The 13,541-nt window shown below is 64.1% G+C and carries 13 protein-coding genes; 8 read left to right on the top strand and 5 right to left on the bottom strand.

The features are described from left to right. Nucleotides 1-67: 67 nt before the first annotated feature. The 4 genes from QM996_RS00985 to QM996_RS00970 form a co-directional block, all read right to left on the bottom strand. On the bottom strand, nt 68-475 hold the full coding sequence (locus QM996_RS00985; protein ID WP_500268911.1) for a hypothetical protein: 408 nt from the start codon (nt 473-475) through the stop codon (nt 68-70). 164 nt (nt 476-639) lie between these two features. After that, nucleotides 640-2,241 (bottom strand): 5-guanidino-2-oxopentanoate decarboxylase, encoded by a 1,602-nt coding sequence (locus QM996_RS00980; RefSeq protein ID WP_500270364.1) that lies wholly within the window; start codon nt 2,239-2,241, stop codon nt 640-642. Nucleotides 2,242-2,243: 2 nt separating this feature from the next. After that, nucleotides 2,244-3,434, bottom strand: coding sequence for a pyridoxal phosphate-dependent aminotransferase (locus QM996_RS00975; RefSeq protein ID WP_500268910.1), 1,191 nt, complete (start codon nt 3,432-3,434; stop codon nt 2,244-2,246). Nucleotides 3,435-3,451: 17 nt separating this feature from the next. Beyond that, on the bottom strand, nt 3,452-4,075 hold the full coding sequence (locus QM996_RS00970) for a TetR/AcrR family transcriptional regulator (RefSeq protein ID WP_429812691.1): 624 nt from the start codon (nt 4,073-4,075) through the stop codon (nt 3,452-3,454). A gap of 274 nt (nt 4,076-4,349) precedes the next feature. Here QM996_RS00970 and QM996_RS00965 point away from each other — a divergent pair, with 274 nt between their 5' ends. From QM996_RS00965 to QM996_RS00930, 8 genes are all read left to right on the top strand, one after another. Continuing rightward, entirely contained in the window at nt 4,350-5,123 is a 774-nt protein-coding gene (locus QM996_RS00965) for an ABC transporter ATP-binding protein (RefSeq protein ID WP_500268909.1), read from the top strand. 36 nt (nt 5,124-5,159) lie between these two features. Then, entirely contained in the window at nt 5,160-5,942 is a 783-nt protein-coding gene (locus QM996_RS00960) for a type 2 periplasmic-binding domain-containing protein (RefSeq protein WP_500268908.1), read from the top strand. Between the two features lie 92 nt (nt 5,943-6,034). Then, a complete protein-coding gene (locus tag QM996_RS00955; RefSeq protein WP_500268907.1) occupies nt 6,035-6,760 on the top strand; it encodes an ABC transporter permease in 726 nt (241 codons plus the stop codon). Then, the gene (locus tag QM996_RS00950; RefSeq protein WP_500268906.1) at nt 6,757-7,581 is read left to right on the top strand and encodes an ABC transporter permease; all 825 of its coding nucleotides are present in this window, start codon (nt 6,757-6,759) and stop codon (nt 7,579-7,581) included. The genes QM996_RS00955 and QM996_RS00950 overlap by 4 nt, the downstream gene beginning before the upstream one ends. 1 nt (nt 7,582) lies before the next feature. Next, nucleotides 7,583-8,752 carry a M20 aminoacylase family protein gene (locus QM996_RS00945; protein ID WP_500268905.1) on the top strand — a complete coding sequence of 390 codons (1,170 nt, stop codon included), beginning with the start codon at nt 7,583-7,585 and terminating at the stop codon, nt 8,750-8,752. Between the two features lie 269 nt (nt 8,753-9,021). Beyond that, nucleotides 9,022-10,452: a cytochrome ubiquinol oxidase subunit I gene (locus tag QM996_RS00940; RefSeq protein WP_500268904.1), complete on the top strand. Its 1,431-nt coding sequence runs from the start codon at nt 9,022-9,024 to the stop codon at nt 10,450-10,452. Beyond that, nucleotides 10,442-11,446, top strand: coding sequence for a cytochrome d ubiquinol oxidase subunit II (gene cydB, locus QM996_RS00935; RefSeq protein ID WP_500268903.1), 1,005 nt, complete (start codon nt 10,442-10,444; stop codon nt 11,444-11,446). The genes QM996_RS00940 and cydB overlap by 11 nt, the downstream gene beginning before the upstream one ends. Nucleotides 11,447-11,896: 450 nt before the next feature. Further along, complete coding sequence (locus QM996_RS00930) at nt 11,897-12,205, top strand: chorismate mutase family protein (protein ID WP_500268902.1); 309 nt, start codon at nt 11,897-11,899, stop codon at nt 12,203-12,205. Between the two features lie 32 nt (nt 12,206-12,237). On the opposite strand, the gene QM996_RS00925 is transcribed toward QM996_RS00930, so the two are convergent. Continuing rightward, nucleotides 12,238-13,404 carry a pyridoxal phosphate-dependent aminotransferase gene (locus tag QM996_RS00925; protein ID WP_500268901.1) on the bottom strand — a complete coding sequence of 389 codons (1,167 nt, stop codon included), beginning with the start codon at nt 13,402-13,404 and terminating at the stop codon, nt 12,238-12,240. Between the last annotated feature and the right edge of the window lie 137 nt (nt 13,405-13,541).

The raw sequence follows: 13,541 nt of genomic DNA, 5'->3' as shown, positions 1-13,541 counted from the left end.
CAGGACTTTGTTTCATCAAAGGCGGTGCTGCGGTCAAACCGCCAGCCAGCCGGAATAGCTTGATGGATCAGGCGCGCGGGGGCGCGCGAATATGGAGGCCATGGCCCGGCGCACTGCCGACGGAGAGCGCGACGCGACGCAGGAACCGGCCGCCCGAAAGCTCCGGAAACGCAAGCTCGGCGGACGCCGGCAGCAGCGCCGGCAGGCCATCATCAGCCGCGGACTTGGCGTCCTTGCGGTCGGCCGTAAAGCGAAGGTCGGAAAGCGGTGTCGCCCGCGAGATCTGCCGGGCCGCGGGGCGATCGGTCGAGCCGGTATCAGTGACATTGCCGGCCTGGGCGCCGGACGACGAGCGGGACGGGATGCTCTGTCCGACCGAGATGACCTGCATCGCGAAGGAAGCACAGAACAGCCACAGCACGGCGAGAAGCCGGCCGGCCTGCATGTTCTTGCTGCCACCACCCGTGCGGTCCATCGAGGACGCGGTCCCTTTCCTTGGCTACTGAACGCCAGCGAGACGAAATTCAGCCCGAACGTCCGACCTTAACGAAAGAACGTGGCCGGAATCGAACATGGGCGCCCTTAACACCATTGCGGGCCGGAAAAGTCAAATCCGGCCCGTTAGGCGGCACGGCGCCGTCAGGCGGACAGGCCGGTCGTTCGCCGTTCGTGGATCTCGATGAGCGACGGTCGCTTGCGCTTCGCCGCATCCGCGAGAGCCTGTGAAAGGTCGGCAATGGAGGCAAGCCGCTGTCCTTCGACACCATAGGCCTTGGCCGCCATCAGGAAGTCTGGAGCCGAAGGCTTGACGCCCTCCGGCGTAACGCCGGCATCGACCATGTAGGACTCGATCTCCTGGTAGCCGTCATTGTTCCAGACGAGGAAGATCACCTTCGCCTCTGCATCCACCGCCGATCCGATCTCGGCCAGCGAGAACTGGAAGCCGCCGTCGCCGACAAGGCACACCACCGGCCGCGAGGGATCGGCGACCGCAGCGCCCACCGCCGCCGGCGGGGCGTAGCCGAGCGAGCCGTAGCCGGTCGCGGAATTGAACCAGCTTCGCTGGCGCGGCGCTTCGCAATAGAGGTTGCCCGCATAGACGGCCTGGGTCGAGTCACCGACAATGGTGCAATCGGGCAGCGCGCTATAGACCGCGTCGATGACGGCGATCCCGGCCCGCATCTTCGGCGACAGTTCCTTCAGCGCCGCCCGTCGCGCAGTTTCGGCGCGCGCCATGCCATCCTTCGCGGTGTGGCCAGGCAGGAAGGCGAGGATGCCCGCCGTGGCCGCCTTGGCGCCGGAGAGGATGGAGAGGGCTGCATGCGGCCCGCGTGCAAGCTGCGCCGCGTCGATGTCGGTGCGGATCAGATTGCGCAAGGCCGGGAAACCGCCGTCAGCATACATGTCGTAGTCCGTCTGGCCCATTTCGGTGCCGAGCGCCAGAACGAGGTCAGCCTCCTTGAGCAGTGCCCGCACCGCCTTCAGGCTAGGGCTGGCGGGAACGCGCAAGGGGTTTGCGGCCAGCATGCCGCGGGCGTTGACCGTTGTGACGACGGGCGCCCCGATCTTCTCTGCAAGTTCCTTGACTTCGGCCTCCGCCGTCAACGCACCGCCGCCGCAGATGATCACCGGCCGCGAAGCGTCGGCGCAGAGGATGGCGGCGCGTTGCAGCGTCTCGCTGTCGGAGCGCGGGCGCGTCGCCGTTGCAGGTCGCACAGCCTGCGGCGCGATCTTCGCCGCCATCACGTCGGTCGGGATTTCGATATGCACCGGCCCCGGCCGGCCGGAGACCAGCACCGAGAAGGCACGGTCGACGACGAAGGGCAGGTCTTGCGGATTGAGCAGCGTGTGCGAATAAAGCGCCAGCGTCTTCATCATGCCGTGCTGGTCGGGCAGTTCGTGCAACAGCCCGCGACCGTGGCCGAGCGAATCGCGGCGATTGACGCCGGAGATCACCAGCATCGGGATCGAGTCCTGGCGGGCCTGCGCCATCGCCGTGATCGTGTTCGTGAGCCCCGGTCCGGTGATCACGAGGGCAACGCCCGGCTTGCCGCTGACGCGGGCATAGCCGTCGGCCATGAAGCCCGCGCCCTGCTCATGGCGCGGGGTCACGTGGCGGATCTTCGATGCCGTCAGTCCACGATAGAGCTCGACCGTGTGCACGCCGGGAATGCCGAAAACCACCTCGACGCCATTGGCCTCGAGCAGATCGACCAGGACTTCGCCAACCGTCTTTTCCATGATCACGCACGGCGCTCCTTGCGCAGGCTGCAGCGCTCGGCGAGCGCGGTGATGCGCCGGCAAGCCTCGTCGACAGCGCCATCGGGCACAGTCAGGCTAACGCGCAGATAGTTCTGCGCCTGATCGCCAAAGGATGATCCGGGCATGACGGCAACCCCCTCTTCTTCGAGCAGCGCCCAGGCAAACGCATCGCCGTCGAGGCCGGTTCCGGACACGTCGATCAAAATGAACATGCCGGCCTCCGGCGCAAAGACCTCGATGCCGGGCGCCGCGGCGAGGCCGGCCACGATCCGTGCGGCACGGGATTTATAGGACTCGCGCATCCGGCGGGCGGTATCGATGTCATGCGTCAGCGCATAGGCCGTCATATCGGCGATGAAGGGCTGGGTGCCGAAGAGCATCGTTTCCGACACCGGCAGCAGCCGATTGGCAAACTCGACCGGACCGACCGCCCAACCGCTGCGGAAACCGGGGGCGGCATGGGACTTGGAGATCGACGAGACGACGATGGTACGTTCGGCGAGATCCGGATTGTCGAAGGGCGAGGCGAACACCGCGTCGAACACCAGTTCCTCATAGACCTCGTCGCAGACGATCCAGAGATCGTGGCAGCGCGCGACTTCGCCGATCGCGGCAATCTCAGCGGCCGTCAACACGGCACCGGTCGGATTGTGCGGCGTGTTGAGCAAGAGCACCCGGCTTTCCGGCGTGATCGCCATTTCAAGGTCGGCCGCCTGCATGTGGAAGCCGAATTCCGGCTTCAGCGGCACCAGCACTGGATGGGCGCCCGTCGAGCGGATCACGCCTTCGTAGGTCGCATAGAGCGGGTCGCCGACGAGCACGGCATCGCCAGCTTCCGCCAGACCCAGCATGACGGCGAAGAGCGCCGTCTGGGTGCCGGGGAAGCACAGCACGTTCTCGGTCGTAACATCAGCGCGGCGACGGCGGTACTTTTCGGCAAGCGCCGCCACGACGGCGGACTCGCCGCGGCCGTTGGAATAGCGATAGCGACCGGCATTCATCGACCGCTGGCATTCATCGAGCAGGGCACGGTCCGGCGGAAGATCCGGCTCGCCGATCGTCAGTTCGATGATGTCGGCACCACTCGCCCTCAACTGGCGGGCACGAATATGCAGCGACCATTTTCCCGAACCAAGATCGGCAAGACGTTCGGTGATGGACGCGTAGCGCATGGTGCTTTCTCCCGTTTTCATGGTTTTGCAGTTCCGATCGACGTGCCGAGCAAGGCCTCGACCGAGGACATGGCGATGGCGACCAGTTCGCCCTCGCGAAAAAGATCGCCGGCAAGGCACCCCTCGACCCAGAGACCGTCGACCAGCCCGTTGATGGCGATGGCGAGCGCCCGGCAGGTTTCTGCATCCGCCGGTTTGCCTTTCGCAGCCAGGAAGTCGGCGAGCAGTTCCTGCAGCGTATTGCGGAAGGCGAGATAGCCTTCGCGATGGATCTCGGCGAGTACCGGATCGACGCGCACCTGGCTGATGAAGGCGGCCCACAGCGAAATGCTGCGGCTGTCGGCCACCGGCTCGGTCAGGTTGATGGCGATGAAATCCCGGAGCCTCGTTTCCGGATCGCCCTCGACCTTGCTCGCCTTGTCGGTCAGCGAGGCAATCACGGCGCGATAGGCCTCGGCGACCATCTGATCCTTCGATTCGAAATAGTGGCGCACCAGCCCGGCGGTTACGCCGGCGCGGATCGCGATCTGCCGTACCGTCGCGCCCTTGAGGCCGAACTCGGAGATGCAATCGAGTGTCGCCTCGATCAGTTCCTGGCGGCGCTCGCCCTCCGGTGCGCGGTGAAAGCTGCGCCTGTTCATGCCGCGATCCGCTTGAAAACGTGCCCTGGCGCGGACGGCAATGGCATCGGCCGGAACGGGGGCATGGGCGGCTCCTTCGGGAATTCGAGACTCATGGCGGGCGTCAAAAAATCGACGACGCTTGTTATTATACGCTTGAACAATAGCGGCACAAGTGCAACCATGCCGGCCAACAAAGACCCGCGACAGGCCGAAGATGCCGCGCGGAAAACGACAGGGGAACTGTTCTCATGCTGACAGAAAAAGCTCGCAGAGCCGTTGGAGCGGCGTGCCGATGACGGATGCGGCCCAGGCAATCGCGGTCACTGACCTGCACAAGCGTTTCGGGCCATTGGAAGTGCTGAAGGGTGTTTCGCTCACGGCGAAACAGGGCGACGTGATCGCCATTATCGGCGGCAGCGGCTCCGGCAAATCCACCTTCCTGCGCTGTATCAACCTCCTGGAACTCCCGACCGCCGGCAGCGTCAGCGTGCATGGCGAAAAGATCCGGATGAAGTCCGACGGGCGCGGCGGCCTGATGCCGGAGGACCGCCGCCAAGTCCAGCGCATCCGCAGCCAGCTCGGCATGGTCTTCCAAAGCTTCAATCTCTGGCAGCACATGACCATCCTCGAAAACGTCATCGAGGCACCGATCCATGTGCTCGGCACGCCGAAGGCCGAAGCGGTCGCCACCGCCGAAACGCTGCTCAAGCGCGTCGGCCTCTACGAGAAGCGCGACGCCTATCCCGCCTTTCTCTCCGGCGGCCAGCAGCAGCGCGCGGCGATCGCCCGGGCGCTCGCGATCCAGCCGCTGGTGATGCTCTTCGACGAACCCACCTCGGCGCTCGATCCCGAACTCGTCGGCGAAGTGCTTTCGGTCATCGGCGACCTCGCGCGCGAGAAGCGCACGATGATCCTGGTGACCCACGAGATGAAGTTCGCGCGCGACGTCGCCAACCACATCGTCTTCCTCCACAACGGCGTGATCGAGGAACAGGGCCCGCCAGAGGCCATCTTCGGTTCACCGAGATCGGAAAGGCTCAAGAAGTTCATCAGTTCCATTCACTGAATTCCGGAATGCTAAACAACCAAAAAGGGGAACAGCATGAAGAAGGCATTGAAAGTCCTGGCCGTGACGGCGGCAATCGCCGTCAGCGGCGGCGTCGCCGCTTCCGCCGAAGCGCTTAAGGTCGGCGTCGCCGCCGAGCCCTATCCGCCGTTCACGGCACCCGACGCCAGCGGCAAGTGGGAAGGCTGGGAAGTCGAGTTCATGAATGCGATGTGCGCCGAAGCGCAGCTCGAATGCGTGCTGACGCCGGTCGCCTGGGACGGCATCATCCCGGCGCTGACCTCGAAGAAGATCGACATGATCATCAGCTCGATGTCGATCACCGACGAGCGCCTGAAAACGATCGATTTCTCCGACAAATATTACAACACGCCGACCGGCATCATCGGCACCAAAGGCGAAGACATCAAGCCGACACCGGAAGGCCTGAACGGCAAAACGCTCGGCGTCCAGGTCTCGACGGTCCACCAGGCCTATGCCGCCAAGCACTTCGCGCCGGCAGGCGTCGAGGTCAAGGAGTACCAGACGCAGGACGAGGCCAACAACGACCTCGCCGCCGGCCGTCTCGACGCCGTCCAGGCGGACGCCATCGCGCTCAAGGCGTTTCTCGCGACAGACCAGGGCAAGGAATGCTGCGACTACAAGGGCGACGTCGCCGAAGACGTTGCCGTGATCGGCCCGGGTGTCGGCGTCGGCCTGCGCAAGGGCGAAACCGAGCTCAAGGACAAGGTCAACACCGCCATCAAGGCGATCCGCGACAACGGCACCTACGACACGTTCTCGAAGAAGTATTTCGACTTCGACATCTACGGCAAGTAAGGCGCGATCGGCCGGCGATTGCTGCGGCGTTGGGTGCCTGGAGGGTATGCACGCTGTAGCGACCGCCGGCCGGTGCCATCGGAGCTCGACGTATGGCTGTGGATTCCCTCGTCAATTGGGGCCTGCTCTCGCTTTCAGCACCCGGCTGGGGCGGCGTGCTGCTGCAAGGCTTCTTCAATTCCATCCAGATCGCCGTTGGCGGTTTCACCCTCGGCCTGGCGCTCGGCGTCGGCGGCGCCTTCGGTAAGCTCTATGGCGGCCCGGCCTTACGCGACCTGCTCGAATGCTACACCACGGTGGTGCGCGCGGTGCCGGAACTGGTGCTGATCCTGTTGCTCTATTATGCCGGCACCGACCTTCTCAATCAGGTGCTTGCGCTCTTTGCAATTGGCCCGGTCGACATCAGCGGCCTTATGGCCGGCATCTTCGTTATCGGCGTCGTTCAGGGCGCCTATTCGACCGAGGTGCTGCGCGGCGCGATCAAGGCGGTGCCTGCCGGGCAGATCGAGGCGGCGCGCGCCTATGGCATGTCGCCGACCAAGGTGTTGCGCCGCATCACGCTGCCCGCGATGCTGCCCTATGCCATTCCCGGCCTTTCCAATCTCTGGCTGATCGCCACCAAGGACACTGCCCTTCTCGCCGTCGTCGGCTTCAGTGAACTGACGCTGGTCACGCGCCAGGCGGCCGGCACGACCAAGGCCTATCTCCTGTTCTTCCTTGCCGCCGGCGCGCTCTATCTGGCGCTGACGCTCATTTCCAACGTCTTTATCGGCATGATCGAACGCCATGCCCGACGCGGTTTTGCGGAGAGCCGATGACCGACGAAACCACCCACGCCGTTGCCTTCACGCCCGAAGACCTGCCGACCGCCAAGAGCTTCTTCCTGCCGCATCGCATCGTCATGATGCTGGTCTTCGCCGCCTTTGCCGTCGCCGTTGCCGTCTTCATGCGCTGGGACTGGCTGCCGCGATACCTGCCGCGGCTCGGCTGGGGCATTCTCGTCAGCCTGGTAATGCTGTTCAGCACCTCGATTCTCGGCTTCCTGCTGGCGGTGCCGATCGGCCTCGTCCAGGTAACCGGCCCCTGGTTCCTGAAATTGCCGGCCAAGGTCTTCTGCACCATGATCCGCGGCACGCCGCTGCTGCTGCAGCTCTGGCTGCTCTACTACGGGCTCGGCTCGCTGTTCCCGCAGTTTCCCGCGATCCGGCACTCCTTCCTCTGGCCCTATCTGCGCGAGGCCTGGCCCTATGGCGTAGCGGCGCTGACGATCTCGTTCGCCGCCTATGAGGGTGAGGTCATGCGCGGCGCCTTTGCCGGCGTTCCGCATGGCGAACTGGAGGCGGCCAAGGCCTATGGCATGGGCCGCTGGACGATGTTCCGCCGCATCTGGCTGCCGCGCGCCATCCATCGAGCGCTGCCGACGCTGAATGGCGAAACCGTGCTGCAGCTCAAATCGACGCCGCTCGTCGCCACCGTGACCGTCGTCGACGTCTATGCCGTCATCTCCAAGGTCAGGCAGGAAACCTTCCTCACCTACGAGCCCCTGCTTCTTCTCGCGCTCATCTACATGTGCCTCACCGGCATTCTGGTGGTGGCCTTCCGCACGTTTGAAAATCGCATCCCAACCCGCGGTGCCTGACATGAAGCTTTCCTCCTCGATCACCAATGCCATGCCGGAACTGGTCACCATCCGCCACGACCTGCATGCCCATCCGGAGCTCGGACTGGAGGAGAAACGCACCTCGGCCTTCATCGCCAGACATCTGGAAAACCTCGGCTACGAGGTGACGACGGGTCTCGCGCAAACCGGCGTCGTCGGCACGCTCCGCAACGGGACGGGCACACGCTCGATCGGCATCCGCGCCGATATCGACGCGCTGCCGATCCTGGAAGAAACCGGGCTCGATTATGCCAGCAGAACCTCAGGCCTGATGCACGCCTGCGGCCACGACGGCCACACGACGATGCTGCTCGGCGCTGCCCGTGCGCTTGCGGAACGGCGCAATTTCCACGGCACGATCCATCTGATCTTCCAGCCGGCCGAGGAGAATTTCGGCGGCGCCAAGATCATGATGGACGAGGGCCTGTTCGAGAAATTCCCCTGCGACGCTGTGTTCGCGCTTCACAACGAGCCGGGCCTGCCCTTCGGCCAGTTTGCCCTCCGGGAAGGCCCGATCATGGCGGCGGTCGACGAGGCCCGCATCACCGTGCACGGCCGCGGCGGCCATGGCGCGGAACCGCAGGAAACCGCCGATCCCATCGTCTGCGGCGCCTCGATCGTCATGGCGCTGCAGTCGATCGTCTCGCGCAACATCCACCCGATGGATCCTTCCGTCGTCACCGTCGGCGCCTTCCATGCGGGCTCGGCCAGCAACATCATTCCGGAGCGCGCGGAGATTGTCGTCGGCATCCGCTCCTTCGATCCCACTGTCCGCGACAAGCTTGAACGGCGCGTCCGCATGATCGCCGAAGCGCAGGCCACCAGCTTCGGCATGCGCGCGACGGTCGACTACCAGCGCAGCTACGACGCGACGATCAACCACAAGGCCGAGACCGACTTCGTGCGCGATCTCGCGATCCGTTTCGCGGGCGCCGACAAGGTGATCGACCTCGCCCGTCCCTTCATGGGCAGCGAGGATTTCGCCTATATGCTGCAGGAGCGGCCGGGGAGCTATTTCTTCCTCGGCTCGAAGGTCAGCGACGACGACAAGCCACTGCACCACCCGGGCTACAACTTCAACGACGACCTGTTGCCGATCGGTGCCGCCTTCTGGACCGAACTCGCGGAAGCCTATCTCCCGATCGGCTGAGATGCACCCGTTCTCCGCCAATATGCCGCAGCGCAACATTGCCGCAGTGTGACAACGTGGCGAGCGCGCTGTCATTGACGTTTGGCAAATTTGGCTCAGATTCAATCATATGCTGAAGAGCCGGTGCAACCCAAGGATTTGCCTCGGCCATAGGCCAGGAAAAGCCCTCTGATCGGAGCCCGATCGAGGACGATCATGCAGCAGCCAGAGCGCTACGGCCTCGCGTTACGAGTAACGGGCGTTGCCGTATGTCTGAAAGGATTGCGCCCGTGTTTGAAAGTTTCGATGCGACCTTGCTCGCTCGTTTTCAGTTCGCCTTCACCGTTTCCTTCCACATCATCTTCCCTGCTTTTTCCATCGGGCTTGCGAGCTACCTCGCGGTATTGGAAGGGTTGTGGCTGCTGAAGAAGGATGAGGTCTATCTCGAGCTCTTCCATTTCTGGAAGACGATCTTTGCCGTCGCCTTCGGCATGGGTGTCGTCTCCGGCATCGTCATGTCCTATCAGTTCGGCACCAATTGGAGCGTCTTTTCCGACAAGGCCGGGCCGATCATAGGGCCACTGATGGGCTATGAGGTGCTGACGGCGTTCTTCCTAGAGGCGGGCTTCCTCGGTGTCATGCTCTTCGGGCTCAACCGCGTCGGACCGAAGCTGCATTTCTTCGCGACGGTCATGGTCGCCACTGGCACACTGATTTCGGCCACCTGGATCCTTTCGGCGAATTCCTGGATGCAGACGCCGGCCGGTTTCGCCGTGAACAATGCGGGCCAGTTCATCCCGATCGACTGGTGGAAAGTCGTCTTCAACCCTTCCTTCCCCTACCGCCTCGTGCATATGGTGCTCGCCGCTTACCTCACGACCGCCTTCGTCGTCGGCGCCTGTGGCGCCTGGCACCTCATCCGCAGGACGGCGCCGCGCCGCGCACGAAAAATGTTCTCGATGGCGATGTGGATGGCGGCGATCGTCGCACCCATTCAGATCTTCGCCGGCGACATGCACGGCCTCAACACGCTGGAGCACCAGCCGGCCAAGGTGATGGCGATGGAAGGCCACTACCAGAGCCATCCGGATGGCGCACCGCTGATCCTCTTCGGCATTCCGAATTCGACGGAGAAACGCGTCGACTATGCAATCGAGGTTCCAAAGCTCTCCAGCCTGATCCTGAAGCACGATCTCGACGCGCCGCTCGCCGGTCTCGATACGATCCCGGAAGAGCTTCATCCGCCGGTCAGCGTCATCTTCTGGTCCTTCCGGGTGATGGTCGGCCTTGGCTTCGCCATGCTCGGCATCGGTCTCTGGTCGGTCTGGTGTCGCTACCGCGGCACGCTCGACAGCAATGTCTGGCTGCATCGTGCTGCGATCGTCATGGGGCCGGCCGGTTTCGTCGCCGTGCTTGCCGGCTGGGTCACGACCGAGGTCGGGCGGCAACCCTATACGGTCTATGGTCACCTGCTGACGGCGAAATCGGTGGCGCCGATCGCGGCACCTGCCGTCGCCGCCTCGCTGATCGCCTTCATCGCCGTTTATTTCTTCGTTTTCGGCGCCGGCACTTTCTACATCCTGAGACTGATGGCGCGCCTGCCGCGTGATCCGATGCCGGATCTCGACGAAGGGCCGTTGCGCAGTTCCGGCATCATGCCCGGCCTCGCTGCCCACGGCACCACGCACGCCAACATTCAGGGAGGTCGTCATGGCGTTTGATCTGCCGTTCATCTGGGCCGCCATCATCGCCTTTGCGGTGCTTGCCTATGTCATTCTCGACGGCTTCGACCTCGGCGTCGGCATCCTCTTCCCGTTCTTCCCGGAGAAGCACGACCGCGACGTGATGATGAATTCCGTCGCCCCGGTGTGGGACGGCAACGAAACCTGGCTGGTGCTCGGTGGCGGCGGGCTGATGGCGGTGTTTCCGCTGGCCTATGCGACAATCCTGCCGGCACTTTACGCCCCGATCATAGCCATGGTCATCGGCCTCATCTTCCGCGGCGTCGCTTTCGAATATCGCTGGCGCACCAGGCGCGCCGAATATCTCTGGAACTGGGCTTTCTCGGGCGGCTCGATGCTTGCCGCCTTCGCGCAGGGGATCACGCTCGGCGCGCTCGTCCAGGGCATCCCCGTCGAGAACCGCGCCTATGTCGGCGGCTGGTGGGACTGGCTGACGCCGTTCTCGATCATGACCGGCGTCGCCGTCGTCGTCGGCTATGCGCTTCTCGGCGCCACCTGGCTGGTCATGAAGACCCATGGCGACCTCGCCGATCGCGCTCGCGACCTCGCGCTCAAATGCTCGTTCGGCACCGTCGCCGCGATGGGAATCGTCAGCCTGTGGACACCGTTCCTGGAACCGCAATATCTGGAGCGCTGGTTCGGCTTCCCGACGGCGATCTTTAGCGTCATCGTGCCGGCACTCGTTCTCGGCTGCCTCTATGCGCTGATCACGGGCATCCGCAACCGGCGCGACAGCCGACCGTTCATCGCAGCACTCGGTCTCTTCGTGCTCGGCTATGCCGGCATCGGCATCAGCTTCTACCCCTATATGGTGCCGCCATCGCTGACGATCTGGGATGCAGCCGCACCGGAGGAAAGCCTCTCCTTCCTGCTCGCCGGCGCGCTCATCCTGGTACCCGTCATCCTCGCCTATACCGGCTATTCCTATTGGGTGTTCCGCGGCAAGGTCGATCCGGAGGAGGGTTACCATTGACTGATGAAACCGGAACCGGCCGCAAGCTTCTCTGGTTCGTCGGCCTCTGGTGTGCGGGGGTGGCGGCTGTCGCCGTCGTCGGCCTCGCGATCAAGCTGATGATCGGTCCGTGATCGATTCCAATGCGGGCGGAAAACGGCACACGCTTTTCCTCATCTCGCTCTAAAAAGCCTCGCTCAAGCTTGGCCGGCTAACTTCTCTCAACACGTCAGCAGGCGATCGCCGCAGACGGAGACAGGACCGCACCCTCCTCCCCTGCTAAGCGATCGCCTGCTGAGGTGACCACAGGACACGCGCCTGCTGCGACCCTGTTGCCCCTTCTCATTAAGCTCGCCGTTTGTTAGCAGTGCGCCGCAAGAGCGCCCCGCTTGCTGAGAGCCGAGGGACGCTCGAACACCTGGATCTGCGCTCGGCCGAAACGGCCACGCTCCAGGCAATCGGACGAGACAGATGCAAAAGACCCCCGCGCAATGCACCACCATGGCCGACGTGCGTGCCGAGATCGACCGGCTCGACCAGGCACTGATGACGCTGTTTGCCGAACGCTGGGGCTATATCGACCGGGCGGCCGAGATCAAACGGCCGCTGAAGCTGAAGGCCGATATTCCGGCGCGGGTGATGGAAGTGCGCGAGAACGCCCGCAAGAACGCCGCGCGTTTCAATCTCGACCCTGACTTCTACGAGGATATCTGGGCGCGGCTGATCGGCCATGCGATTGCCCATGAGCAGAAGCTGCTGGGCGAGACGGACGACGAATAATTGCCGCGCCTCTTCGGCCATGCATCCCGGCGTCAGCCGCCAAGAATATAACGCTGCAGGCGGTCCGCCGCTTCCTTCACCTGGGCCGGATCGCGCAGGAAACAGGCGCGCATGAACAGCGAGCCGCCATCGCCGAAAGCGGTGCCAGGCGCGAGACCGACGCCGGTCTTGTCGACGATATCGATCGCAGCGGCGCGTGAATCCGTGACGCCGTCGATCTTCAGGAACGCATAGAGCGCCCCATCCGGCTTCAGCGTTTCCACCCGGTTGGTGGCGATCAGCGCGTCGCAGAAGACGTCACGGTTGCTGGTCGCCTTGGCGACATTCGCGTCCAGGAAGGCATCGCCCTCGTCGAGCGCCACGACGGCGCCGCGCTGCATGAACTGCGCGACGCCCGACGTCGAATACTGCACCAGGTTCTCAAGCACCTGCCCCATCTCCGGCGGGGCAACGATCCAGCCCACCCGCCAGCCGGTCATCGACCAGTTCTTCGAGAAGGAGTTGACGAAGAGGATACGGTCGCCCTCCTCCATGACGTCGAGGAAGGACGGCGCGCGGGCGCCGGCATAGTAATAGAGCGCGTAGATCTCGTCGGCGATGATCCAGAGGCCGTGTTTGCGCGCCAATGCCAGGATCGCCGCCAACTCTTCCTTGCTCGCGGTCCAGCCCGTCGGGTTGGACGGCGTGTTGATGAACAGCGCCCTGGTCTTCGGCCCGATCGCCGCCTGCAGCCGATCGAGATCGAGCTGCCACTTTCCGTGTTCAAAGCGCAGTTCGACGGAGATCGGACGGACGCCGGAGAGATCGGCGGCCGCGGCAAAGTTCGGCCAGGCCGGCGTCAAGAGCACCATCTCGTCTCCCGGCGAAGCGATCGCCTCGATCGAGAGCTTGATCGCCTGCATGCCGGAGCCGACGACGTAGAAATGCTCCGGCGACAGCGCTTTGTGGAAGCGCCGCTGATAGTAGCGCGAGAGCGCTTCGCGCAGCGGCGGGATGCCGCGCTGCCAGGTGTAGAAGGTTTCGCCGGCGGAAAGCGCCTCGCGGGCCGCATCACTGATGAAGGCTGGCGTCGGCAGATCGCCTTCGCCGACCCAAAGCGGGATCAGGCCTTCGCGCCCACGGGCGTAGTTCACCACCTCGACGATGCCGCTTTCGGGCGCCGCAAGTGCGCGAGGGCTGATGGTGCTGAGGATGGTCATCGGCGAGCTCCGGACAAACGACAGTCCCGCGCCGGATCGCCCGAGATCATCGTGAAAGATTCCAATGGATTAGAGCGGAAACCGGCCGCTCCAGGCTGTCCATTGCTTCTAGCCGCTTTCGCTTCTGCGATCACGCG

It is taken from the genome of Sinorhizobium chiapasense, assembly GCF_045277575.1.
Lineage (GTDB): Bacteria > Pseudomonadota > Alphaproteobacteria > Rhizobiales > Rhizobiaceae > Ensifer > Ensifer chiapasense_A.
This window is presented reverse-complemented; position numbering and strand designations above follow the sequence as displayed.